Here is a 24,226-nt window from a genome sequence, read left to right as displayed (position 1 = left end):
ATATTGCAAGCTTACTTTTTAAATTATCGATGTGAGAAAACTATGATCGGATACACCACTATAGGGTCTAAAGACCTAGAAAAAACCTTGCCCTTTTACGATGAGTTACTCTCGTTGGTTGGCGGAAAACAACTCATGGGATTAGATCGAATAAAGTTTTATGGGTCAGACGAAGGAGGCGCGATGCTAGCAATTTGTACTCCCGCTGATGGCGGAGCACAAAGTTGCGGTAATGGCCAAATGGTCGCCATTCCTGGTGGATCTCCAGAGGGAGCGGACGCTCTGTATCACAAGGCAATTGAGTTAGGTGCAACTTGCGAAGGAGAACCTGGACAAAGACTTCCATTTTTCTATGGCGCGTATGTAAAAGACTTAGACGGCAACAAACTGGCTTTCTATCACATGACGCCAGTTGAAGGTTAAAGAGACCAATAACACGTACAAGCGATCAGTAAGTAGGGTTGCTTGTACGTATAAATTGCCAATCAGACTAACTACTACTTAAATCAACGATCTGTGTCAGACATAGAGAAAACCATCTAGCCCATTGACTCAACAAGACGAGCCTGCTGATTTGCTTTGTCCAAATGATTCGATTTTATCCATACCTTCGCACCCAGCGGACCAGCTACGGCACTTAAAACATCGCCAACAGGTAATCTAACCCAACTGTGTTTTACTAAGCAATCGCGCTCACAAACAAAGCTACCTTCAAGTACCAACGCCTCCAAACCGGCCCTTGGGTCGATTGTGATCTTACTATTTGGTGCCCAGTGCTGAATTGAAACCTCTTCATTGGAATCATTGAATAACGAGACTTTCGATACAGCAGGGTTATTGCTGCTCAAAACAGGCTCCATAGACTGCTCATCTAATCTGACATGAGTTCTGTCTGTTAGATCAAATTGCCACAACTTAACGAAAATGACGCAGCCAAGCTCAGAACCAGGTGTGTGACTCGACTCGGGCGGGTTTCGAATATAGGAGCCTTGAGGGAAATCACCGTGTTCATCCTGAAAAACACCATCCAACACGACGAACTCTTCGCCACCTGTGTGAACATGTGATGAAAACTTACTTCCGGCCGCATACCGAACAATGGTCGTAGCCCGTGCAACCTCGCCTCCTACTCGGTCCAGCGGCCTTCTTGAGACTCCAGGCATCGGCGAATCAACCCAGTCCAATTCTTCACTGTGTACGACAACTCTTTGCTCAAAATCAGCGTTTATCCTCATTTCATTACTCACTGTTTAATTAATCTATCTATCAATAGATAGATTAATTGATTGGATACCTAAGTGTCAAACCTATATGCACAATTGGCTAAATTAGTTCTTCACGGCAAAGCCCGTCCTAAACACCCAAGAACTACCCGATGAAGCTAAAGGAGCAAACTATGAATCAACTCTTTTTGTGCATCCAAGCGTTTCTTCCCTCCTCCGACACGATCCAACAAAATGGCCCCTTCCATTCCAGACATAATCACCCTAGCTAAGGTCTGAGAAGGTAAACTGGTTGATAGTTCGTCTCTGTGCGAATCCATCAGCTTGGTAAGCCAAGCCTCACTAACCTCAAAGTAACTCTGCAACAGGGCTCGACTGTTACTGTCCAACGATTCAACTTCAGCGGCCATCATGCCACAAAGACAAAACTTTCCATCAGCCAAAACCTGTTCAAAAATACTCATGAATGCAGTCATGGTGCTTTGCAGTGAAGACGATTCTGATGAACTTTCAGATAATAGAGCACTGAACTTTTCTGAATAGCCTTCGATCAACGTTGCTGCAAGGTCGCTTTTTCCAGGAAAATAGTAGTGCACGCTAGCTGACTTGATACCGACCTCATCCGCGAGCGCTCTAAAACTCAAATTAGTTAAGCCTATTTTCTGTACAGCCTCTGTGGCCGCTTGCTCTAGCTTTCTTCGTTTTTCAGACATAGTACTTTATTGTTCTTTGAATTATAAAACTGCTGTCGGCAGAATATACCTAGTGATAGGTCAATTTAAAACCTATGCCATGCTGAAATCATCGATGATTTCAGCGCTCAATATTATGGGGCTCAATGAAAGCCCTAAGCTTGTTCAGCTTTTGCCTTCTTCCCAAAGGTCGCCATCTCGACCATGATCAAACTTTGGTAATGAGTCAGTTATCTCATGCCACGAGACTTTAGACGAAAGAAAAATATGCGCATCAATATTGATCGGAACCTGTTGATCAAAACAAGCAATCGCCAATTCTATATCTTGATCTTCCGCTCCAGCTGCCAGAAAAGCCAAGCTGGAACCACACACCTCACAAAAGTAACGTTTTACTCCATTTGAAGCCTGATAGCTCTTTAAGCTCTCAACACCTTGCCGCCACTCTAGGTCCTTTACCGCCACCAGCGTAGCAAAGGCAGAACCATGGAATTTTTGACACATAGAGCAATGGCAATGCGCAGCTTCAGAACTGAATCCTGAAACTTGAAATTGAATTTTGCTACACAAGCAGCGACCAGAGTATTTAGCGTTCACCATTGACATCCCAAGAATGTGTGTGCACTGAAAGCTACATCTTACCTGTTTTAACCCAAAAAAATCACACAAGCCGTCACTGGTTTAAAAGCGACGACCTTTCTTCTCCCAATTAGGAGTAGCAAAACCAATGCGAAAGGTAAAACTAAACTTAGGCCCTTTTCACGCTGAATGTGCGACCGCGATAGCCCCGGAAATAAGACACTGAAGAGGCTTCGCTTTACACGCTTTAAACTGCGTGTTGTTGGATCTAACTACGCCACAATTATCACATGCTTGTAACAAGACACGACTATTTAGTGGGCTGACGAGGGTAACCCAGCAGTGCTGTTGCTGACCACTTGGGGCTGATTGCGTATTAATCATCATAGACTCCGCGATTGATATCATTGAAGACACTAAGAACATCCTAGTTACTGGACATGATTACTACAGGAACCTATGAGTCATTTAGCTAGCAAAGAGCTGATAATTTTAGAAATTTAACTTTTCACCCAGACTTTTGGTCCAGTTTCCTAAGCATTTTCAATTTTTCCGAAATTTTAATCTCCAGCCCACGCTCCACGGGATGATAAAATTCTGAACCGTGGAGAGCATCGGGTAAATATTGCTCGCCGGCAGCATAGGCATGCTCTTCATCATGCGCATAGCGGTACCCTTTTCCATAATCCAATTCCTTCATAAGTGACGTAGGCGCATTTCTCAAATGCAGTGGCACTTCCAAGGAACCGGTTTGCTTCACCAGGCTCATCGCTTTCTTGTAAGCGGTGTACACAGCGTTGCTCTTAGCAGCCACACAAAGATAAATAACGGCTTGCGCCAGACTCAATTCACCCTCTGGGCTGCCTACCCGCTCTTGCGCTTCCCAAGCATCAAGAGCGATTCTCAGCGCACGAGGATCAGCATTGCCGATATCTTCAGAAGCCATTCTAACTACACGACGAGCAATGACTTTAGGATCACAACCACCATCTAGCATCCGACACAGCCAATATAAGCCAGCATCTGGATTCGAACCCCGTACAGATTTATGCAACGCAGACATTTGATCATAAAAACCTTCGCCCTTGTTATCAAACCTTCGAGCGCTTCCGCCGGCCAAAATAAGACCAATTAGCTCTGAAGAAATGACGCCATCCGCTGAAAGGTCGGCGGCAATTTCAAGCATTGTGAGCGCTCTCCTGGCATCGCCATCAACCGTTTCAGCAAGCTGCTTACGCACATCCGCATGCATTTCTAATCCAAGGTTACCCAGCCCGCGCTCACAATCATCAAGTGCTCTATCGATCAGTTCAACAATATCTTCCACTTGAAGAGACTGCAGAACGTATACCCTTACTCGTGACAACAATGCATTATTCAGCTCAAACGACGGGTTTTCGGTTGTCGCACCAATGAAGATGATTGTTCCATCTTCTATGTGAGGCAAAAATGCGTCTTGTTGAGATTTATTGAACCGGTGAACCTCGTCCACAAACAACACCGTTTGCCCCATTCCAGCCAACATTCTTTGCTGCGCTACTTCCACGGCTGCTCTTATGTCTTTCACTCCGCTTAACACGGCCGAAAGAGACACAAACTCAGCCGCGCTTTGTTGCGCGACCAACTTCGCCAAGGTTGTTTTCCCGGTACCTGGAGGCCCCCAGAAAACCATTGAATGAAGCCTCCCTGTTTCAATGGCCAAACGAAGTGGTTTATTCGGCGCTAACAGTGCCTTTTGCCCTGAAACGTCTTCCAATCGTTTAGGTCTCAAACGATCAGCTAAAGGAGTAGGTGAGATAGTGGTATTGATGAGCGGTTCTTATTGTGTTGTTTCCGAAACGATTCTCCATTGACCATCTTCATTGGCCAAAATCAATCGTTTCTTTGTTGAATCTTGAAATGTTCCAGACTTGTAGAATTGGCGAAAAGTCACCAAACTTCGTTGAGATTGAGGGTCGTATTTTACTTCGAAGTCTTCCAAAATCAGATCTATTGACTGCTCAGTGTTAAGACGCTTGACGCGTTGCTGTTTCCACTCATCAACGGTTTTTCCGTTACTGGGCGTGAATTTGTCGCTGTAGAATCCGAAATAGGTATGTGCATCCCCAGCACGCCAAGCCTGTTTCCAGCCACCAATCCTATAAGCAAGTTCGGCCTCTATCAGTGATTGCTCTGCGTCATCTTGCTGGGAAATAGTCTTCTTTATCAACGCCTGTTTACGCTCATTAAGCGACTCTACCTGAGCTAACTTTGCTTGCGCCAATTCTATCTGACGCTGAAGCTGCTCATCGGTAAGCGACTCTTCAACAGGGTGTGACATCCCCCCATCGGATGAATTGGCGACTTGTTCAGGAGCCGGAGTTAACGGTTCGGTCAGTGGTACGATCAAAGCTTCAGCGCCTTGCACCTTCTGCTCATCACCAGGGAGGTCCGTCTCGACCACGTCTGGACGAGTAAATGTGATCGCGGGCGAATCATCTTCTTCTTGAATCAACACACCCGCGACAGCAGCCACTACCACCAACGCAAATAATATTATGTATCGAATATTTGTCATGCGTCAGAGGGTTACTCTACTCATCGGTCACGCACCCCATGGAAGCGTTCTTAACATAGCGTGTATACTTCCCCAACGTTCCTCGCGTAAACTTGAGCTCCGGAGCCACCCAAGATTGCCGACGGCTGTCGAGCTCCTCCTCGCTTACATCAAGTTCAATCCGATTATTAACCGCGTCCAACACCACAATATCGCCGTCCTCAACCAACGCAATGTTTCCTCCTTCCTGAGCTTCAGGCACAACGTGGCCAACTAAAAAGCCGTGCGAGCCACCTGAAAATCGTCCGTCTGTAATCATAGCCACATGCTCACCCAAACCAGCCCCCATAATGGCTGAAGTTGGCTTCAACATTTCGGGCATACCAGGCCCGCCTTTGGGCCCTTCGTACCGAATAATAATGACATTGCCTTTTTCTATCTTACCTTGCTCCAAGGCATCGATCATCGATTGCTCACCGTCAAATACTCTTGCAGGGCCAGTAAATTGCTCGCCTTCTTTACCCGTCACCTTAGCCACCGATCCACCTGGAGCCAAATTACCCTTAAGAATCTGAATGTGGCCTGTTCGCTTAAGCGGTTCAGACAAAGGCATAATCAAATCCTGCCCGGGAGTAAGAGCTGGCAAGTCAGACAAATTCTCCGCTAAGGTTTTGCCTGTGCACGTGATGCACTCACCATTGAGCAGGCCCTCTTCCAACAAAAACTTCATTACGGCGGGCGTGCCACCCACCGTATGCAAATCATGCATTACGTATTTTCCGCTTGGTTTCAGGTCAGCCAAGAAAGGTACACGATCACTAACACGTTGAAAATCATCAACGGTTAAATCAATGTCAACCGCTCGAGCCATGGCGATAAGATGGAGCACGGCATTAGTGGAACCACCAAGGGCTATGATCACCACCATTGCGTTCTCAAACGCTTCCCGAGTCATAATATCTCGAGGCTTGAGATCAAGTTCTAGCAAATTCTTAATCGCGGCACCAGTTCGTACGCATTCTTCTACTTTTTCAGGATCCACAGCCGGAGCCGAAGCGCTGTAGGGCAGACTCATTCCCAACGCCTCTATGGCGCTGGCCATGGTATTCGCTGTGTACATACCTCCGCAGGCACCGGCGCCCGGGCAAGACTTCTCTACAATTTCCTGTCGCTCATCATCGGTGATCGTTTCGACCAAGTATTCACCATAGGCTTGGAACGCTGAGATGATGTCTAACTTACGGCCATTATGATTGCCTGGCTTTATCGATCCACCATAAACCATAATGGATGGCCGATTAACTCTGGCCATCGCCATCACACAACCCGGCATATTTTTGTCACAACCCGGAATCGCGATCAGCGCATCATAAAACTGTGCCGACACAACTGTTTCTATTGAATCAGCAATAATATCTCTCGACTGCAGAGAGTAAGCCATGCCAGCTGTTCCATTAGTGGTACCATCACTGACACCAATAGTATTGAATCTCATTCCAACGAGACCAGCATCAACCACCCCTTGCTTTACATGCCCAGCAAGGTCATTCAAATGCATGTTGCAGGTATTACCTTCCCACCAAACACTGGCAATGCCAATTTGAGGCTTATTCATGTCATCTCGAGTCAAGCCTGTGCCATACAGCATGGCCTGTCCGGCTCCTTGAGACTTAGGTTGAGTGATAGTGGAACTGTGTTTATTGAGCGTATTATCCGACATAACGGCGTTGTCTTGCGTTGCGTTTTATTTAGTGGCTCGAATTTTACACGCGCAAGGCCTAACAAAACAGTCAATGCGCGGTTAAATTCTGCTTAACCGACGCACACCATTAGGTAGAGACACTGCCGTGGTGAAAACTACTGCAATAAGACAAACATAGCTCCGGTACCGCGCACAATATTCAACATCAAAACTTCCTGGCCTGCGATGGCTTTCCGAAAACTGTCTAAATTCTTAACTGGCTTTCGGTTGACCGAGGTAATGATGTCATTCGCGCGGACACCATGCTCCCACGCAACACTGCCTTTAGTCACCTTGCTAACCAATACACCGCCATCGCCAATATCAGCGGCTGGATTATTTTGCCCGAGATTATCAAACGTAGCGCCTTCAAGCTGTCGATGGATCAGAGTCCCTATCTTTGCAGCTCGCGAAGAGGATTCGAGTAGGGTAAGCAATTCCATCGTTTCTCCAGACCGCAATACTTTCAATGACAAGGTATCACCAGCAAATTGCTGGCCGATGATCGTCATCAGATCTTTTCTACTATTAATCAACTGGCCACCTGCCTCTAAGACCACATCACCGACTTGCAATCCGGATCGCTCTGCTGCCGACCCCTCTGTAACACTGGTTATGACGACCCCACCCGTTCGGGAAACATCAAATGCCGATGCCAGTTGTTGATTTAAATCCTGAACACGCACCGACATAAACCCTCGTTGAGGGGTGCCGTATTTCACCAGCTGTCGCTTTACTTTTAAAGCCATATTAACGGGAGTTGAGAAGCCTATTCTTGAGTTGGACGCGGTTTGCGTTGATTGCGCAATATTCAACCCCACCAAGCGCCCATTTAAATCGACCAAAACACCAGAACCGACGGCGGCATCACTCTGAATATAGTGTTGATATTGCTTAAAACTGTTAGGCTTAGCTGGCGCGCTAATGATCCCACTAACAATGGTGTTTTGCTCGCCTATCGGATCTCCAATTGATACCACAAAATCGCCTATCCTCAGTTCGCTTGAATTCCCTAGCTCAATGGCTGAGAGCCCTACTGGCTCCACCTTAATTAACGCCAAATCAAAGGTTGGGTCTGTGCCGACTAAAATGCCGTCATATTCGCGGCCATTCGCCAGCGAAACAAATATTTTACTCGCGCCTCGGATGGCATGCTCATTGGTCAGCACATAGCCGAGCTCGGCGTCAACAACCACTCCCACGGATTTCGACTCGCGCTTTCGCGTTCCAGCACGACGCTGATCAAAGAAACGGCGAAAAAACGGATCTTCAAATGGGTCGCTGCGTACATTGACGGTTGCTTCGGCAGTCACCGTCACTAACGATGCTTGAACGCGCTCAAGCATCGGTGCCAGCGACGGTATAGGCGCATCACCTACGGCTAAAGGCAACGCGGCTTTAACCGACATGGTGATAGCGCAGTTCACTGCGCCCATGATTACCACAAGCACCACCGGCAATTTTCGGCTGATTTTCATGCTAACTCTTTCTCTTCTCAATTTTTCCACCCACGTTTAACTGGGCAGGTTTTACGCTTTTTAGCGCTGATAATTATAGATACTCCAATGCCACCTAACGTACTGCATTAACCTATTGTATTCGCAACACCGTTAGGAACATGTCCTGTAGGGACGTGTTTGCGCGCAGAATCACAATGACCTTCTTGGTCATCGAAAAAGATATCCGCTCCAAACGTTCTTAAAAACTCTCCTTTAGGCAAGCCACCTAAAAATACCGCTTCATCAATTCGAATCTCCCAAGCTCTTAAGGTTCTAATCACTCGCTCATGCGCTGGCGCAGAACGCGCCGTGATGATGGCGGTCCTAACTGGCGATTCGTCAGCTGGAAACTCAGATTGTATTTCATGTAGCGCTGCGAGCATATTTCTAAATGGACCACCAGGAAGAGGCTTTTTCGCAGCTTTAACTTCATGATCGGCGAACGCATCTAGCCCTCTTTTTTGATACACCTGTTCAGCTTCATCGGAGAATACGACCGCATCTCCGTCAAAAGCGATGCACAACTTATCCTGATTACCCGACTCTTTTGACGTGCCTGAAGGCAACATAGTGGCCGCTGCAAAGCCAGCTTCCAATGTACTCGCCACATCACCGGGATCACTTGACAGAAACACGTCAGCACCAAAGGGTTCAACGTACCTGAATGGGCTACCACCATTGGTGAACGCAGCTCGGGTTATTGGCAATTTATGTGCTTGAATGGAATTGAAAATACGTAAACCAGTGTCTGCACTATTGCGTGACAACAAAATCACCTCAACACGCTCTCGTGGCTCGCCAAGAGTATTGAGCTCGAGCAACTTTTTAACCAATGAAAAGGCTGCGCCCTGCGCTAAAGGCTCATTTTCATGCTCTATCTGATAACGACAATAAGCCTCAACCCCTTCATCCTCAAACATTTTATGGCTGTCTTCGAGATCGAACAACGCTCTTGAGGATATCGCCACCACTAATTTACGATCGTCGTGCATGATTATTTAGATGCGCCTTTGATATCTGTATTTCCATTCAATATGGGTTTAGATCAGTTTTTTTAAACATAAGCTCTTTTTAGATCACGCATTAACAAAACCGCTCAGCTCAATGCTCAGCCGATTAAGTGTACGTAAATAAAATGAGAGCATTAAAAATCTAACAAAGAAGTTAGGGAAAGAACTAGCGGAAGCTATGGCCTTTTTCTTTCGCAACTTGCTCACGACAAAACTCTATCAGATTCGCTTCATCTTCTTCAAACGTTTTTAACGGAGCTCTAGGAGGGACGATCGAAAACTTCTTGTTCTTAAAATCTGGCCCAGCTACGACAATAGGCACCTTCGCCTTCTTTGCCAAATGATAATAGCCGCTCTTTAACGTAGGCTGATAGCCTCGAGTACCTTCGGGGGTTATCACGGCGGCTAACGTTTCTCTGGTTTCAAACATACTCGCGACAGAGTCAACGAAATTAGTACTTCGTCGCCGGTTCACAGGCAGTACGCCAAACCAGTTACACACGTAGTTCAGCGGCCATGTAAAAAATATATCTTTCGCAAAGATCTTTACTTCCAGCTCCAGCGCCGTCAGCGCCAGCCATCCATAGATGAAATCCCAATTACTCGTGTGAGGCACCACAACAAACAAGTATTTCTTCTCAGTTGGTGGCTCACCCACGACACTCCAACCTAACAGGCGAAAGTAAATAAAGGCACAAATTTTCTGCAACATATGGGATTTGACGCTCACCAAACTCTTAAATGCAAGCATTCTAGTCGACCAGAACGCCGTTCTCTAGCTATTGAACAAGCATACAACGAAAATGTCATAAGTCAGTATCTTTCAAAAACAAACCATTAACTCTTGACCAATCCTTTTTACTCGGCAATCATACGCCTACCGAGGGTTCAACCTCATTTAAACAATGCAATATTACTTAAGACTAAAAAATTCGACTTGTTGGTGGCGCTGGCGAAGCCAGTGAGCCGCATTCTGTGGGCGCGTCTAATAGATTCATTAGAGAACACACAGACACCCGTTATTTGAATATTAGTCTACGAGCCACGTTTCATGAGTTGCTCGCCCACATTGTGATTTATTGCCATGCCTTTTTCCAATCAAGCCGAATTTGACTCCTACATCGCCCCTCTAAAACAGAACGGAGTCACACATATCCCTGTGGTTCGTGAAACTCTAGCGGATCTTGACACCCCCGTCAGCACATACTTAAAACTAGCAGACCAACCATTCACCTACCTATTCGAGTCGGTTCAAGGCGGAGATAAATGGGGAAGATACTCCATCATCGGACTCAATTGCGGCAAAGTCTTCAAATACCACGGCAATACACGTACCACCGAAGTCGACGGGATCGTTATTGAGAGCCAACAGGTAGACAATGCGTTAGATGACGTAAGATCTTTGCAATCACTGTATCGTGTTCACGAATATTCTGGCCTACCGGACATGATCGGTGGTCTGGTTGGATACTTTGGCTACGAAACCATCGCCTATATAGAAAAGAAGCTCTCTTTCGAACATAAATCGGATGAAATTGGGGCTCCCGATATCTTACTGATGGAGTCCCTGAATGTACTGGTATTTGACAATCTAGCCGGTCGAATATTTATTGTCAGCGTTGCCGATCTTAGCAACCCTAATGCCTACGCCGACGCGCAAACACAACTAGATCAATGCGTCAAAAAATTGGCCAGCAGTTTCTCTGCACCACAAGCGCTAAGATCAGGAACGGTGGTGCATGAAGACGACTACCAATTGCACTTTGCCAAACACGACTTCGAGGCGGCCGTTCAAACATGCCGTGAGTACATCGAGGCCGGCGACATCATGCAGGTCGTATTATCGCAGAGGCTATCGACCAACTACGAAGCTGAACCCATAGATCTATATCGAGCACTCCGTACTATAAACCCCTCTCCATATATGTACTTTCTAAACTTAGGTGACTTCCACATTGTCGGCTCGTCTCCTGAAATATTAGTGCGAATGGAAGATGAGAAAGTTACTGTTAGACCAATTGCCGGAACCCGCAAACGTGGCCTAACCCATGAGCAAGACTTAGCACTCGAAGATGAGCTTCTAAACGACGAGAAAGAGCTTGCGGAACACTTAATGTTAATCGATTTAGGCCGCAATGACGTTGGACGAATTGCTGATACTGGCTCGGTCGAGCTAACTGATCAGATGATTATCGAGCGATATTCGCATGTAATGCATATTGTCTCTAACGTTGAAGGAAGAGTAAAAAAGGGAGTCGATGCCATTGATGTACTCAAAGCAACTTTCCCTGCGGGTACAGTCAGCGGCGCCCCAAAAATTCGAGCCATGGAAATCATTCATGAACTCGAACCAATCAAACGAGGCATCTACAGTGGTGCGGTGGGTTATTTAGGCTGGAATGGTAATATGGACACCGCCATTGCAATTAGAACGGCTGTCATCAAAGATGGCGTTCTGAGCATCCAGGCTGGAGCTGGCGTCGTGGCAGACTCGGTTCCTAAGTATGAATGGAAGGAAACTCTCAACAAAGCTCGCGCCATGGTCAAAGCCGTTGAGCTCGCAACCACTGGCTTCGGATTTTAAGGAGGTATTAGCATGCTAATTATGATCGACAACTATGATTCGTTTACGTACAACTTAGTACAATACCTAGGTGAGCTGGGTGAAGAGGTAAAGACATTTCGCAACGACGAAATAACCATTAACGAAATCGAAAAGCTCAACCCTGACCGGATTATGATTTCGCCCGGCCCGTGCACTCCAAACGAAGCTGGAATTTCGCTATCCGTGATTGAACATTTCAAAGGTAAGGTGCCATTAATGGGCGTGTGCCTTGGGCATCAGTCCATCGGCATGGCCTTTGGAGGAAAGGTGATACGTGCACAGCAAATCATGCACGGGAAAACCTCATTAATTGAACACACCGACACAGGGGTCTTTTCTGGGCTTGAGAATCCGTTTACCGTGACACGCTACCACTCTCTAGTAATTCAGCAAACGTCTTTACCCGATTGCTTAGAAGTAACCGCGTGGACCGCTGATGGAGAAATAATGGGCGTGCGGCACAAAGACTTAGCAATAGAGGGGGTGCAATTTCACCCAGAATCCATCCTGACACAGCACGGGCACGCACTCCTTCAAAATTTTTTAAACACCACACTATAGCGAGGCTGTAACCATGAAAATTCAACAAGCCATCGCTCAGGTCATAGAGCGACACGATTTGAGCCAACTTGAGATGCAAGCAGTCATGCGTCAAATCATGACCGGTGAGTGCTCTGATGCACAAATCGGAGGCTTATTGGTCGCCCTTAGAATGAAGGGTGAAACGGTGAATGAAATCACAGCGGCAGCGCAAGTAATGGCCTCGCTAGCCAAGAAAGTAACGATTGACGCTAGCCCTTTAGTGGATATAGTTGGCACTGGCGGAGATGGAACAAGCACATTTAACGTTTCGACAGCCTCGTCATTTGTCACCGCAGGAGCAGGAGCCAAAGTAGCAAAACATGGAAACCGGTCTGTTTCGAGCAAGTCAGGCAGCGCCGACCTGCTTGAGCAAGCTGGCGCTAACCTAAACCTGACTTCTCAACAGGTCGCAAAAGTTATTGAACAAGCCGGCGTCGGATTTATGTTCGCCCCGATGCATCATAGCGCGATGAAGCACGCCATCGGCCCAAGAAAAGAAATGGCAGTGAGAACGATCTTTAACGTCTTAGGTCCTCTCACTAACCCCGCGGGTGTCAAACGCCAAGTGGTTGGGGTATTTGCCAGAGAATTAACAGAAACATTGGCGAATGTGTTCCAACAACTGGGAAGCACCCACACCATGGTAGTGCACTCAGATGATGGCATGGATGAAATTAGTATTGGGGCCGCAAGCACGTTAAGTGAATTGAAAGACGGCAAGATTATCACTTGCCAAATAGCGCCTGAAGATTTTGGTTTAAAGAAAACCGATATAAACGAGATCGTCGTATCAAATCCGGCTGAATCGCTAGCGCTCATCAACGACGTTTTAGCTGGTAAAGCCGGGCCCGCCAGAGACATTGTCTTACTCAACGCAGGCGCTGCTATCTACGTATCCGGCATTGCCGACTCACTCGCAGAGGGCGTTGTGTTGGCTGCTCAATCGATTGATTCAGGCAAGGCATTGTTGGCTAAAGAAAGCTATGTTAAAGCAACAAACGAGGTAGTTTAGTATGCACGCGGTGATGTCCACAGGCTCTGACGTTTTAGACAAAATCATGGCACATAAAGCCAATGAGGTTGCTCATGCGAAGTCCAAACAACCTATTCAAGACTTACGGGCTCGCGCAGACGACACCCCGCCGTCGCGTGGCTTTATCAAGTCAATTAATAACGAGTTAACTCAAAATCGATCTGCGGTTATTGCTGAAGTAAAAAAAGCCAGCCCAAGCAAGGGAATAATTCGCCCTGACTTTGACCCTAGAGCAATTGCAGAAGACTACCAGAAACACGGCGCTACCTGTTTGTCGGTTCTTACCGACGTTGAATTCTTCAAAGGCAGTGCCGCCTACTTCGCTCAAGCACGCGAAGCGTGTTCTTTGCCAATGCTCAGAAAGGACTTTATGCTGGACGATTATCAAGTCTATGAAGCCCGAGCGATGGACGCCGATTGTATTTTACTCATCGTTGCTGCACTAGAGGACGGATTGATGCAAGACCTTGCCGGAAGGTCAGAGGAGCTGGGAATGGATGTGTTAATTGAAGTCCACAATCAGCAAGAACTTGAACGCGGGCTGGCATTGGGTGTGAAAATGATTGGCATCAACAATCGAAACTTACGTAACTTCGAGACCTCGCTTTATAACACCATTGATTTGCTTCCTGACATTCCCAACGACACCATCGTTGTCACTGAGAGTGGCATTCACACCTCTGAGGATGTGTCACTGATGCGTGAACATTCCGTCAATACGTTTTTAGTCGGTGAGGCGTTCATGCGCGCAGACCACCCCGGCGAGAGACTGGCGGAACTATTCTTTTAGACAAAACAAACGAGAGACCCCGATGAAAGTAACAGTCGACCTATTACACAACGTAAACTTTAAGGGCACCACTGGATCAGGCCATGACATTTTGATGGATGGTCCGCCTGACTTTGGAGGGGAAAACAAAGGCGCTCGGCCGATGGAGACTTTACTTGTTGGAATGGGAGGCTGCGCCTCTTTTGATGTAGTCCATATATTGCGTAAACGCAGACTTGTCGTTACTGGCTGCACCGCCGACATCGAAGCTGAACGCGCCGAGACAGAACCCAAAGTTTTCACAAAGATTCATTTACACTTCAAGGTATCAGGAGAGAAGCTCACGGAAAAGGCCGTTGGCAAGGCGGTTCATTTATCAGCTGAAAAATACTGCTCAGCATCCATCATGCTGGGTAAGACAGCCGAAATAACGCACTCCTTTGAAATCACAGAATAACCCCACGGGGTTCTCTTTTAGTTAGGAAAGAATATGACATTAGTTCGCCCAACACACGCCGGAATGCGGCACGTCGCTTTAAATGTACTTGATTTATCCTTAGTGGAGGCCTTTTACGCTGACCTTCTAGGCTTTGAAGTCGAATGGCGCCCTGATCCTGAGAACGTCTATTTATGCAGCGGCGTGGATAACTTAGCCCTGCATGTTGTCAACGATACCGGCGCAAAAGCTCAAACCCTCGCACACACTGGCATTATTGTCGACGACATTGACGGCGTAGATGAATGGTTTGCATTTTTGACAGAAAATCAGGTAAAAATGGCCTCACAACCCAAAACGCACCGCGACGGAGCACGGAGCTTTTATTGCTATGATCCTGAAAACAACGTTGTTCAGGTCATCTTTCATCCGCCCCTCTCTAAAGGGCGCTCCACCCCCTCAAAAGCCTAGTATTTATCGGCTGCATCGTGCTCTAAGAGCAGAGCACGATGAGAAGGCATTCTAAACTCTTTAATAAGGAACTCGCACGCTAGTCAAAAATGCTATCCAATAGCTTTTTCTTAAGATCATCTTTCGCTTTTTCCTTCTCTGTTCGAGTATCTTTTGGGGCTTCCTGAACGGTTTCACCCGAACTCGCATCTCGTTCTTGCAGTGGGCGCTCCTGCGCTTTTCTCTTATCCTTTTTATCTAACTTTCTACCCAAAATCCCCTTAAGGACATCTTTGGTAGAAAGCTCTTCCCCACCCTCAATATCGAACTTTTCTTTCAAGAGCTCGCCTTTTTTTCGGTCAACCTCTTTAGCAAACAGCCCTTTATACAATCGTTTAAAGTCGATCGAGTAGCTTGGCTCGGTCAAACTTCCTGTAAAACGAATAGGAATTGGTATTCCGCTCAACTTATCAATGGCTTCTCCGCCTTGACCTTCTGTTGATGCAACCACTTTTACTTCAACAAGGTAATTTAAGACCTGCTTCTCAATGTCGATGGTGCCTTCGCCACCAACACGGAAGAGGGGCGCTTGAAGTGTGAAGTCATCGTTCGTAATGATATTGTTGTTAACATTAAATGTCCCAAACAGCTCCGCAAATTTCGTTTCATCACTGCTTTTACTCTGTCCTTCTTGGCTATCAGCAGGCTGTTTACCACTCAGAGATTGATACTGTGCATAGGCACTGTCAATCATCCCTTTGACGTCCACGCCTTGAATCGAGCCATCTTTCGCTTGCAACTTGATTACGCCTTGATTGTTTTGTACCCCGTTTACTTCTGTGACGACCAAATCCACCAACAAGGAACCAATACCGGTTAATTGATCAGTAACCTCTGCGGCATTTAGCATCTTACCCAGCTCAACCAAATCTACTTCATTCTTTACTGCTAATTTCGCAGTGTCACCTTCTTCAGAATACGCGATTTGACCGTCCAGAGTTCCGTCGTACAGGGAAGCGGTCGGCGTGATAGTAACACTGCCTTGCTGTGACCGAACCTGCACGTCTATATCGTCTAACGTCAATCCACTGGCTATCAAAGTCTCAGCCTTGAACTGACCATTCGCGTTGATCTCTTTAAACATAGCCATAGGTACTGCCAACGCCTCTGCACCGGAGACGGCCTCATCGTCTGCGCCTGCATCATCGGTTGATGGTGGCAGATAACGATCTAAATCCAAAGTCGTTAACTGTAGATCGAATTTAGCACTCGGATTTTCAAAGTCAGAAACAGACGCAGCCCCCTTAAGAGTTGAATCATCCAGAGTTAGCACCAAATCCTTAACTTGAGCCGACTCTAAACCACCCGAAAAAACAGCCTCCAGCCCGACGCTCTTTAGAGCGGCAGGATCCGTAGTTTGATAATCAACGTCCAAATCTTTAAGAAAATTTTGCACATTGAATTTTGGGATACTTAAACGGCCCGATGCTGTTGGAGCGTCGATAAAATTCGCGGCAACCAAATCTGCCAAAATGGCTTTAAAACCACCAGCTTCAATCACCAGCTCAGGAATATTGGCTTTTTGTGAATCCAGATCTGCTGTCGCGCCAGGTATGGCCAATCCGGCCTCAATCGGCCCACTCAGGTTCACCTGGGTGCCTTTGAGCGAAATTGTTGAACTGTCCACCACATCGACTGAGTCAATATCTAACACCGCCTCCATTTGCGCCTGCGTCACCTTAGCACTTAGCTCACGAACCTTGACCGACAGAGTGTCAACATCGACCTGCATTTGCGACTCTAGTTGAAAGGCGATCGCATCAGGGCTATCTGACATACTAATTTGACCTGACGCGGAAATCTCTGCCAATGTGTCACCCAACAAATTTCCAGTAATCAAATTGAGGCCTGAAACCTGGGTTGTTGAATTCGCCGCTCGATCTTCGATCAATAGTGCCCCTTCGGTGAGCTCCAAACCTTGCACGACGAGTGCCACCGCAGCTCCGGCACCATCATCTGGGGTAATGTCTTCCGTTGAACCATCATCTGCCGTAGTCGATAGCCCGCTAAAACTGTCAATTCCGCCTTCTAACGTCACAAGGTGCAATTTGGGACTTTCTAAGATAATCGTATCTATGTGAACCTGACGACTCAATAAAGGTGTAAATTTAACTCTGAGCTGTGCGGTTTTGACCGACATCATTTCGCCACCGATTTGCGGTGGCTGAGAAAACGTCAAACCTTGAGTACGGATACCCACCCAAGGAAAAACCGACACTGTCAGCTCTCCGTTGAGTTTGAGATCTCGACCGGTCTTTTCATTCACAAGTCGAGTAATATCATCGCGATAATCGTTGGGGTCAAACACCATCGGGACGATAATCACCGCGGCAAGGATTAACACCGTCAGTGTCACTAAAAAACCTAGAAGCCACTTCAAAACTCTCATGAGCATCACCCTATTTTAAAAATTTCCTTAACTTAAAGACCAAACTTAACACTCAAACCAAACTGAGTTTGGCAAATTAAACTGGCCACCCCAGCATACTATCAAGAACTCACAGTATACGAAGGTCACATGAACGAATAATTAACGACCCGTTTTCTTTTCACATCAAAAGTAAAATACAAAACCGTTAAATGGAAACCATTTTTTCAAATGCTTGACGCAACACTTCTGATCCTGATTCGGGCTTATGCGCATTTTCACTAATGTGTCTTCTGAACAAACGGGATCTAGGCTCACCGTGATATAAACCCACAACGTGCTTGCTCATGTGGTTTAGACGTACCCCGTTCTCTAAGTTCTGCTCTATATACTCAATGTATTGTTCTAAAACTTGATCTCGGCTGACCACCTCAGTATCGTCTAAATACAGCTCTGTATCTACTCGAGACAAGATGTAAGGATTCGAGTAAGCCTCACGTCCCATCATGACACCATCCACTTGCTCTAAGTGCTTCTTACAATCCTCTATGGTGCTAATGCCACCATTCAGCACAATCTCTAATTCTGGAAAACAAGACTTAAGCTCATAGACTAACGCGTAATCGAGTGGCGGCACATCTCTATTTTCTTTGGGGCTTAACCCTTTCAGCCACGCTTTTCTCGCGTGCACCAGAAACGTATTGCAACCCGCTTCTGCACTCGACTCGACCAAGCGCCAAAGAGCGTCTCGTGGATCTTGATCATCCACCCCTATTCGACACTTGACGGTCACCGGGATATCGACAGCGGCCTGCATTTTCCTAACATTCTCAGCAACCAAATTAGGTTGTTCCATCAAGCATGCACCAAAGCTACCAGATTGCACTCGATCACTGGGGCATCCGACGTTAATATTGACTTCATCATAGCCCCACTGCTGCACCAATTCCGCACATTGCGTCATTGCGTCGGGATTAGAGCCTCCAAGCTGCAAGGCAACCGGGTGCTCTGACTGATTAAAACTCAAAAAACGCGGCCTATCTCCGTGTATGAGCGCCCCCGTGGTGATCATCTCCGTATATAAAACGGCTTTATTGGATATCAACCGGGCGAGAAAACGTTCATGCCGATCTGTGCAATCGAGCATTGGGGCCACACAAAAGGTGCGATCAATGGAGGCGTGAGTATTCATGTGGCGGAGTGTAGCAACTCGAGGTGCCAACGTCATCAGTCCCCCCGCAAAACCGACATCGACGCTACTTGACTATGCAACGTTGGCTGCTACAAACCTAAGGGGTCATCGTCAATTTCATCTAACGCTTCTTCAACTCTCTGGCGAGCGTCCGCAATTTTCTCTAAATCCTGAGTAGCCAACTCAGTTTCAAAAAAACTGATAATATCGGCCAAAAAGTCCCTACGCTCACCGATATTTTGCGAATACAACCGAACGGCCCGATTTAAAACCACGACATTTTCTAACTTTTCGCGAGGGTGCATTTTCAATTCAGACAATTTCTCTAAGGATGCCTGCACTTCTTGCTTACTTAACACCCCTGGATTTCCTTCAACGATCAAACGCTTTACGTCGTCACCTTTTTGCACCTGTACCTCCAGTATTCCATTCAGGTCAAAAGTAAAACGTACATCCAACTGATTTTCATCCGTTGGGCCTGGAGTAACGGGCATTGAGACAAGGCCAATCTTCACATTATCGGTGGCATAACGAGACTCACCTTGATAAATGCCCAAGTTCACGGTTTTCTGTTTCTCATGACTAGGAAAAAAAGGCTCCACCTTGCTCACAGGCACTGGAGAATTGCGCTCTAGAATAGGACTAAACAACAAGTCTCCCTCAAATCGTGCATTTGGATTCACCACACCAACACCCAGAGAATAAGGCATGACGTCGGTTAACACCACCTCGTTTAACGACTGATCTTGAGCGATCAACCCGCCTTGTACTGCCGCACCTAGTGCGACAGTTTGATCATAATCAATGTTGCCCAACGGCAGTTTAGATAACAACTTGCCAACGTTTTTTCGAATCATCGGCATACGGCAAGCGCCACCGACCATGACAATGCAATCTAACTCAGACGCCTTGAGGTCCGCATCTCGTAACGCCCTGACGATAGGTTCTCTAAGCTTCACCAGCAATGGTTCCACTATTTTTTCGAACTCCGCTATGGTCACGACCCACTCATGATGTTTGCCTTTCTTCTCGAATTGCATGGTCGCATTCTCACCAGAAGACAACACGGCTTTTGCGTTTTCGGCTAACCTCAACAATAAAGCTTGGCTTTCTTGATCAAGTTTCTTAAACGTCAGACCGCTTTTGTCTAAAAAGTGATGAAGCAACAGTTTTGTAAAGTCTTCTCCTCCTAAGTGATTGTCGCCGGCACAGGCATGGACTTGCATAACTTCGTCAAAGAGCTCGAGAATGGAAATATCAAACGTCCCACCTCCTAGATCAAATACCATAAACGTGCTGTCGTCGATGCCACTATGCAACCCATAGGCAATTGCCGCGGCAGTAGGTTCATTGATCAATCTCTTCAAATTCAACCCAGCTATCTTTGCAGCCGCCGTGGTGGCCTTTCTCTGTGCGTCATTAAAATAGGCCGGAACACTGATGACCACATCGTCGACCTTTTGCCCCAAGTAACTCTCAGCATCAGCTTTAAGAGACTTTAAAACTAACGCCGAAAGCTCTTCGGCACGATACTGTTTGCGCCCCAAACCAATGCGACGATCCGTGCCCATGTAGCGCTTAAAGGTCGCTATGGTTTTATCCGGATGGGTTGTTAATCTTTGCCTTGCGGCTTCACCAACAATTACTTCACCATCGTCATTTAAGCCCACCACAGAAGGTGTGATATTTTTCCCTAACGCGTTAGGTATTACTTTTGGCGAACCTTCTTCGACAAACGCGACCAAGCTGTTGGTTGTCCCCAAGTCGATTCCTACGATCATGCTTTTACTCTTCGTTGTGTTCATTTTCTTTTCAGGAGTCTTAAACTACAGCGCAATTAAAGAGTATGCAAACGTGGTCAAAACCACCAAAAAGCATACGCCCGAGACCATCTCTGCGCTCATGTCCTCTATCTGATATTTACGCTCTCGCTGCTTGGCTTTAAAGTCTAAATACCCCCAAAAGAGCAGGGTATTCGCCAACAGCACTGGCACGATAAACTCCAAATTTACTGGCGAAGTAGAGTTTTCTTCCCTGTCCATTTGAAAACCTCCGTACATAAACAAACAAGCTGCAAACATCCAAAATGCACGATATCGATAGAAGTATGTAAGGACAAACACAGAAACAAAACCAGTGACAGAAGCAAGGTAAGGCGCGTCAATTCTGACAATTTCAGCGGCCACGACAATCACCATGCACACAGCACCGACGATCAACTCCTGTAAAGCCCCCGAATAGCGGCTTATTTTTTTGGTTAGTAAAACTCGCAAATAGTAAATCAACTGAAACAGTTTAAAGACCAAATAGCTCGAGACGGCGACGCATACCGCATATAAACCCGCCGTGACCAGAGGGTTCAAAAGCGCGGTTGACACTTCTGCCTTCGCTTCCAATACATCCGTGATAAACCCAAGTAAAGCAGCACCAAAAAACAGCCCAACTAACAACATCCATATCTCAAAGAGAAACCGCTGCCGAGCATCCAGCCACCATTTAACGGTTTCGGTATTTAACTCGAAATCAAAAGAAGAATCATTCATCTCTTCAATACGATTAAGTAAGTTAAACGTTGCCATTTTGCGCGCAGAGCTCACCGAGATAAACGCAAAAAACGTTGGCCGATATGGCCCAAGTAATCGATCACTACTGCTTACTTCGAATTGGTTAGCGTCAACTTGTTTGTCTCTAACTCGTTGTAACAATCCGAGGCCACTATTTTGATGTATGGTGTCATACAACTGTTCCAAGGCAGGGTATTTTGACAGTGCATTCAGACTGGAAGTGTGCCATTGATAATGATTTATCAACTGCCTCATAAACCCCAGCGGAAGCCACGACTCAGCGTCCTCGACTCTTTTCTCGCACCACCAATTTAGATACTCTAATACTTGCAGCTCGTACCCCTTGCTGTAATCCACAGGCACCAATTCGTCAAGTTTGAGATGCTCTCGAAAAAGTGCAACACCCTCTATTTCCTTTCCATCGCGCACCAGTTCATGTATTTCTTGCACCAACGCAAACACTCTATCGCTCATTTTCGAATGCGCAACATCCGGATTTTCATCCTCTCTTTCATTGATCTCGCTGACGAGCATATCATCGCCATCACTCTCAGATTCTCCCTCTGACTCAATTTCTGTGCGCGGCTGTACATCCTCAACCACATCTAACATTGGCGGCGAATCTGACTCAGTCTCGTTGAGCATTTCAAGCTCACTATTACCTGATAGAGGCAGATCAACCAGTCCTTGCTTAACCAAACGTTTAGCTTCATCAAACGCTTCCCTTAGTGTTTGATACCCTGCAGGGTCGGAGTCAGGTCTGTGGACCTTAAGTTTCGACGAATACGCTCGCTTTATCTTCTTTAAGTCGTCAGTTGGCTCAATTGCCAGTATTTCCCAGATTGACATCGATTCACACATCCTTAGCCACGTAATCAAAATTGACATCGACGAGGCTCGAATAGACGGTTTCCCCCGCCATATTAGCCATCACAATCTGAATTGACTCAAGGCGCCCTGGTTCAGCAACCGTAAAGTATTTAGTAATGCGCCCCACCCCATTACTTTTGTGTTGCGTTCCTTCATAGGTCATCGTTAAATCGGTCTGAGGGATCGCCCAAATATCGAGCCCTTCATTCGACGTGATGTCATACTCAATATCAATAAATACCTGAGTCCCGGCATCGATGGGAGTTCCTTCTCGATGACTGAATGATACCGAAACGACTCTCGAACCGATGCCATCCTCTGCTCTCGCTTCCATCTCCTCATTAGTTTCAAAAAGAAAATCCACATCGACCTGTTGCTGAAAGACTGATTTCAGCTCCTTAGTTTTCGCTTCAATTTGAATCGAGCCAACGTGCCCTGCCTTTTTAAGAAAAAAATATCGATTGATTTCACCAGGCCCCGGCGTCATTTCATCATTAGAGCCTTGGTAAGTCGACGCCAACTCTTCAGAGTCCACGGTTGCCCATACGTACAAGGGCTCATCAAAGTTATCATAATAATAATCGAATGTAAGGTACACGGGCTCGTGAGATTTCAGTGTGGCCCCTATCTCTGGTTCAAACCTCAAGTTACTGATACTGATAACGGGTCCTTGTGCGTATTTACGATTACTCAAATACCGAGAAACGACGATAATCGTAGCAACAACGGCTAAAATAGCCCATCCAAAAAGATTCATTCTATAGCTGACTTTATTGTTTCGTCTGAGACTATACAACAACTCTAGCGAGCTGCGAAGTAGAACTATTTTTTAGCCCTCTTCTGCCAATTGAGTGGCTCGGAGATTTGGCATCCTACTTATAGTTAGCTCGAAAGCGAGGTATGCTCCACTTATCATAGATCACCGTTTCGACACCTTAAGGTCAGCATCCATGAGCGCATTAAATCCGTTGATTGCAAGCTACCCCTTGCGGCCAGTCAATGTAATCGAAATTCTCTTTTTTGCTTTGTGTGTGTACGGCATCATTCTGCTGTGGAGCAAACCCAGAATCAGAGCGCTCTGCTTGCTCTTGTTCTTTGAAGCGTTGTTGATGGTATTCAATTTCTCGGAGGAGACTGGATTGTTTAAACAAACAATTCTTATAACCCCAGTATTCACATTGTGCACCGGCCCAGCATTCTATCTGTTTGTTAAACACCTCACTTTTAACGAAACGCCTTGGTCTAAAGTCGATTTCATACATTTCGCTCCTGCCTCCTTTGGGCTTTTCTTTACAGCACACAGCCAATACGTTATCGCAGCAGGGTCTTTAAGCTTACTGATTTATGGCATTCTCTCTTATCAGCGTATTCTCAGCTATAACGCGGCGGCCTCCGAAATGAGTTCCGCCGCATTAGACATGAGAATATCTTGGCTTAACTGGATCATGCTGGTGTTTGCTTTGCTTGGCCTTACAGACCTCATCAGATTAAACTTACAACCACGGCTTCCTTATGAGCTGATGAACAGTTGGTATGCAATTCATCAACTGTCGGTCTTCTGTTTATACGCCACGCTTATCTTTCACGCGCTAAAACAGCCCTTGTTGTTCGATAGCTTACACGAGTACGAGACTTCGCTAAAAAAACCTCTACCCGATGATTTAGATCGCACGATATTCAATCAGATTAATGATCAAATCATATCTCTGGCGCTATTTCGAAAGCCGAGGCTATCGCTGCACGACATCGCGCTGCACACGGGCTTAAATATACGCGATGTTTCCGCCGCGATTAATAAAGGTTCCGGCGTAAACTTCTGTGAGTACATTAATAAACTTAGGGTCACTGAAGTTAAAAAACATTTATCAACACACGGCACAGAGAAATACTCATTATTAGAGATCGCAATTAACTCAGGGTTTAACTCAAAGTCGAGCTTTAATGCGGCTTTCAAAAGCGAAGTGGGCTTAACGCCAACCCAGTTCCTGAGCACCCAGGGCTGAGCCTTTTTCACTGC

22 protein-coding genes are annotated in these 24,226 nt (G+C 46.4%); 8 read left to right on the top strand and 14 right to left on the bottom strand.

The genetic code is table 11. The annotated features are described in order from the left end of the window. Positions 1 to 42: 42 nt before the first annotated feature. Positions 43 to 423 carry a VOC family protein gene (locus ABWW54_RS08770; RefSeq protein ID WP_353411872.1) on the top strand — a complete coding sequence of 127 codons (381 nt, stop codon included), beginning with the start codon at positions 43 to 45 and terminating at the stop codon, positions 421 to 423. A 116-nt stretch (positions 424 to 539) separates the two neighbouring features. Here the strand turns inward: ABWW54_RS08770 and ABWW54_RS08765 are convergent, their stop codons facing one another. From ABWW54_RS08765 to ABWW54_RS08725, 9 genes are all read right to left on the bottom strand, one after another. Further along, on the bottom strand, positions 540 to 1,235 hold the full coding sequence (locus ABWW54_RS08765; protein WP_353411871.1) for a cupin domain-containing protein: 696 nt from the start codon (positions 1,233 to 1,235) through the stop codon (positions 540 to 542). 146 nt (positions 1,236 to 1,381) lie between these two features. Continuing rightward, positions 1,382 to 1,936 (bottom strand): TetR/AcrR family transcriptional regulator, encoded by a 555-nt coding sequence (locus tag ABWW54_RS08760; RefSeq protein WP_353411870.1) that lies wholly within the window; start codon positions 1,934 to 1,936, stop codon positions 1,382 to 1,384. A gap of 144 nt (positions 1,937 to 2,080) precedes the next feature. Beyond that, complete coding sequence (locus ABWW54_RS08755) at positions 2,081 to 2,515, bottom strand: GFA family protein (RefSeq protein WP_353411869.1); 435 nt, start codon at positions 2,513 to 2,515, stop codon at positions 2,081 to 2,083. Positions 2,516 to 3,002: 487 nt separating this feature from the next. Continuing rightward, complete coding sequence (locus ABWW54_RS08750) at positions 3,003 to 4,265, bottom strand: replication-associated recombination protein A (protein WP_353411868.1); 1,263 nt, start codon at positions 4,263 to 4,265, stop codon at positions 3,003 to 3,005. A gap of 48 nt (positions 4,266 to 4,313) precedes the next feature. Beyond that, entirely contained in the window at positions 4,314 to 5,051 is a 738-nt protein-coding gene (locus tag ABWW54_RS08745) for a nuclear transport factor 2 family protein (RefSeq protein WP_353411867.1), read from the bottom strand. Between the two features lie 16 nt (positions 5,052 to 5,067). Then, a complete protein-coding gene (gene ilvD / locus ABWW54_RS08740) occupies positions 5,068 to 6,750 on the bottom strand; it encodes a dihydroxy-acid dehydratase (protein WP_353411866.1) in 1,683 nt (560 codons plus the stop codon). A 137-nt stretch (positions 6,751 to 6,887) separates the two neighbouring features. Continuing rightward, a complete protein-coding gene (locus ABWW54_RS08735; RefSeq protein ID WP_353411865.1) occupies positions 6,888 to 8,249 on the bottom strand; it encodes a PDZ domain-containing protein in 1,362 nt (453 codons plus the stop codon). A gap of 107 nt (positions 8,250 to 8,356) precedes the next feature. Continuing rightward, positions 8,357 to 9,262 (bottom strand): 5'-nucleotidase, encoded by a 906-nt coding sequence (locus ABWW54_RS08730; protein ID WP_353411864.1) that lies wholly within the window; start codon positions 9,260 to 9,262, stop codon positions 8,357 to 8,359. A gap of 184 nt (positions 9,263 to 9,446) precedes the next feature. Then, positions 9,447 to 10,031, bottom strand: coding sequence for a 1-acyl-sn-glycerol-3-phosphate acyltransferase (locus tag ABWW54_RS08725; protein WP_353411863.1), 585 nt, complete (start codon positions 10,029 to 10,031; stop codon positions 9,447 to 9,449). A gap of 333 nt (positions 10,032 to 10,364) precedes the next feature. On the opposite strand from ABWW54_RS08725, the gene trpE reads away from it, so the two are divergent. Genes trpE through ABWW54_RS08695 form a run of 6 tightly spaced genes read left to right on the top strand, consistent with a single transcriptional unit; the run spans position 10,365 to position 15,176 of the window. Then, positions 10,365 to 11,864, top strand: coding sequence for an anthranilate synthase component I (trpE, locus tag ABWW54_RS08720; protein WP_353411862.1), 1,500 nt, complete (start codon positions 10,365 to 10,367; stop codon positions 11,862 to 11,864). 12 nt (positions 11,865 to 11,876) lie between these two features. Continuing rightward, positions 11,877 to 12,446, top strand: coding sequence for an aminodeoxychorismate/anthranilate synthase component II (locus tag ABWW54_RS08715; RefSeq protein ID WP_353411861.1), 570 nt, complete (start codon positions 11,877 to 11,879; stop codon positions 12,444 to 12,446). A 13-nt stretch (positions 12,447 to 12,459) separates the two neighbouring features. Beyond that, a complete protein-coding gene (gene trpD / locus ABWW54_RS08710) occupies positions 12,460 to 13,479 on the top strand; it encodes an anthranilate phosphoribosyltransferase (RefSeq protein WP_353411860.1) in 1,020 nt (339 codons plus the stop codon). Positions 13,480 to 13,492: 13 nt separating this feature from the next. Further along, positions 13,493 to 14,290 (top strand): indole-3-glycerol phosphate synthase TrpC, encoded by a 798-nt coding sequence (gene trpC / locus ABWW54_RS08705; RefSeq protein ID WP_353412080.1) that lies wholly within the window; start codon positions 13,493 to 13,495, stop codon positions 14,288 to 14,290. A 22-nt stretch (positions 14,291 to 14,312) separates the two neighbouring features. Next, positions 14,313 to 14,726, top strand: coding sequence for an OsmC family protein (locus ABWW54_RS08700; RefSeq protein ID WP_353411859.1), 414 nt, complete (start codon positions 14,313 to 14,315; stop codon positions 14,724 to 14,726). Between the two features lie 33 nt (positions 14,727 to 14,759). Further along, positions 14,760 to 15,176: a VOC family protein gene (locus ABWW54_RS08695; protein WP_353411858.1), complete on the top strand. Its 417-nt coding sequence runs from the start codon at positions 14,760 to 14,762 to the stop codon at positions 15,174 to 15,176. Positions 15,177 to 15,255: 79 nt separating this feature from the next. Here the strand turns inward: ABWW54_RS08695 and ABWW54_RS08690 are convergent, their stop codons facing one another. The 5 genes from ABWW54_RS08690 to ABWW54_RS08670 all read right to left on the bottom strand — a co-directional run bounded on the left by ABWW54_RS08690 (position 15,256) and on the right by ABWW54_RS08670 (position 22,966). Next, positions 15,256 to 17,604, bottom strand: a complete 2,349-nt coding sequence (locus ABWW54_RS08690; protein ID WP_353411857.1) for an AsmA family protein — start codon at positions 17,602 to 17,604, stop codon at positions 15,256 to 15,258. A gap of 187 nt (positions 17,605 to 17,791) precedes the next feature. Beyond that, positions 17,792 to 18,811 (bottom strand): tRNA dihydrouridine(20/20a) synthase DusA, encoded by a 1,020-nt coding sequence (gene dusA, locus ABWW54_RS08685; RefSeq protein WP_353411856.1) that lies wholly within the window; start codon positions 18,809 to 18,811, stop codon positions 17,792 to 17,794. 53 nt (positions 18,812 to 18,864) lie between these two features. Next, positions 18,865 to 20,580, bottom strand: coding sequence for an Hsp70 family protein (locus ABWW54_RS08680; RefSeq protein WP_353411855.1), 1,716 nt, complete (start codon positions 20,578 to 20,580; stop codon positions 18,865 to 18,867). Between the two features lie 21 nt (positions 20,581 to 20,601). Beyond that, positions 20,602 to 22,188, bottom strand: a complete 1,587-nt coding sequence (locus ABWW54_RS08675) for a hypothetical protein (protein WP_353411854.1) — start codon at positions 22,186 to 22,188, stop codon at positions 20,602 to 20,604. 4 nt (positions 22,189 to 22,192) lie between these two features. Beyond that, a complete protein-coding gene (locus tag ABWW54_RS08670; RefSeq protein WP_353411853.1) occupies positions 22,193 to 22,966 on the bottom strand; it encodes a hypothetical protein in 774 nt (257 codons plus the stop codon). A gap of 193 nt (positions 22,967 to 23,159) precedes the next feature. On the opposite strand from ABWW54_RS08670, the gene ABWW54_RS08665 reads away from it, so the two are divergent. Further along, complete coding sequence (locus ABWW54_RS08665) at positions 23,160 to 24,212, top strand: helix-turn-helix domain-containing protein (RefSeq protein ID WP_353411852.1); 1,053 nt, start codon at positions 23,160 to 23,162, stop codon at positions 24,210 to 24,212. The last annotated feature ends 14 nt before the right edge of the window (positions 24,213 to 24,226 follow it).

It is taken from the genome of Arenicella sp. 4NH20-0111, assembly GCF_040366405.1.
Taxonomy (GTDB): Bacteria; Pseudomonadota; Gammaproteobacteria; order Arenicellales; family Arenicellaceae; genus Arenicella.
Note: the sequence above shows the minus strand (reverse complement) of the source record. Positions and strands in the feature narration are given on the sequence as shown.

Excerpts from the sequence above, each read along its gene's own strand:
- ABWW54_RS08770 (WP_353411872.1), top strand. The coding sequence starts at position 43 with ATGATCGGATACACCACTATAGGGTCTAAAGACCTAGAAAAAACCTTG.
- ABWW54_RS08765 (WP_353411871.1), bottom strand. The coding sequence starts at position 1,235 with ATGAGGATAAACGCTGATTTTGAGCAAAGAGTTGTCGTACACAGTGAA.
- ABWW54_RS08760 (WP_353411870.1), bottom strand. The coding sequence starts at position 1,936 with ATGTCTGAAAAACGAAGAAAGCTAGAGCAAGCGGCCACAGAGGCTGTA.
- ABWW54_RS08755 (WP_353411869.1), bottom strand. The coding sequence starts at position 2,515 with ATGGTGAACGCTAAATACTCTGGTCGCTGCTTGTGTAGCAAAATTCAA.
- ABWW54_RS08745 (WP_353411867.1), bottom strand. The coding sequence starts at position 5,051 with ATGACAAATATTCGATACATAATATTATTTGCGTTGGTGGTAGTGGCT.
- ilvD (WP_353411866.1), bottom strand. The coding sequence starts at position 6,750 with ATGTCGGATAATACGCTCAATAAACACAGTTCCACTATCACTCAACCT.
- ABWW54_RS08735 (WP_353411865.1), bottom strand. The coding sequence starts at position 8,249 with ATGAAAATCAGCCGAAAATTGCCGGTGGTGCTTGTGGTAATCATGGGC.
- ABWW54_RS08730 (WP_353411864.1), bottom strand. The coding sequence starts at position 9,262 with ATGCACGACGATCGTAAATTAGTGGTGGCGATATCCTCAAGAGCGTTG.
- ABWW54_RS08725 (WP_353411863.1), bottom strand. The coding sequence starts at position 10,031 with ATGCTTGCATTTAAGAGTTTGGTGAGCGTCAAATCCCATATGTTGCAG.
- trpE (WP_353411862.1), top strand. The coding sequence starts at position 10,365 with ATGCCTTTTTCCAATCAAGCCGAATTTGACTCCTACATCGCCCCTCTA.
- ABWW54_RS08715 (WP_353411861.1), top strand. The coding sequence starts at position 11,877 with ATGCTAATTATGATCGACAACTATGATTCGTTTACGTACAACTTAGTA.
- trpD (WP_353411860.1), top strand. The coding sequence starts at position 12,460 with ATGAAAATTCAACAAGCCATCGCTCAGGTCATAGAGCGACACGATTTG.
- trpC (WP_353412080.1), top strand. The coding sequence starts at position 13,493 with ATGTCCACAGGCTCTGACGTTTTAGACAAAATCATGGCACATAAAGCC.
- ABWW54_RS08700 (WP_353411859.1), top strand. The coding sequence starts at position 14,313 with ATGAAAGTAACAGTCGACCTATTACACAACGTAAACTTTAAGGGCACC.
- ABWW54_RS08695 (WP_353411858.1), top strand. The coding sequence starts at position 14,760 with ATGACATTAGTTCGCCCAACACACGCCGGAATGCGGCACGTCGCTTTA.
- ABWW54_RS08690 (WP_353411857.1), bottom strand. The coding sequence starts at position 17,604 with ATGAGAGTTTTGAAGTGGCTTCTAGGTTTTTTAGTGACACTGACGGTG.
- dusA (WP_353411856.1), bottom strand. The coding sequence starts at position 18,811 with ATGACGTTGGCACCTCGAGTTGCTACACTCCGCCACATGAATACTCAC.
- ABWW54_RS08680 (WP_353411855.1), bottom strand. The coding sequence starts at position 20,580 with ATGAACACAACGAAGAGTAAAAGCATGATCGTAGGAATCGACTTGGGG.
- ABWW54_RS08675 (WP_353411854.1), bottom strand. The coding sequence starts at position 22,188 with ATGTCAATCTGGGAAATACTGGCAATTGAGCCAACTGACGACTTAAAG.
- ABWW54_RS08670 (WP_353411853.1), bottom strand. The coding sequence starts at position 22,966 with ATGAATCTTTTTGGATGGGCTATTTTAGCCGTTGTTGCTACGATTATC.
- ABWW54_RS08665 (WP_353411852.1), top strand. The coding sequence starts at position 23,160 with ATGAGCGCATTAAATCCGTTGATTGCAAGCTACCCCTTGCGGCCAGTC.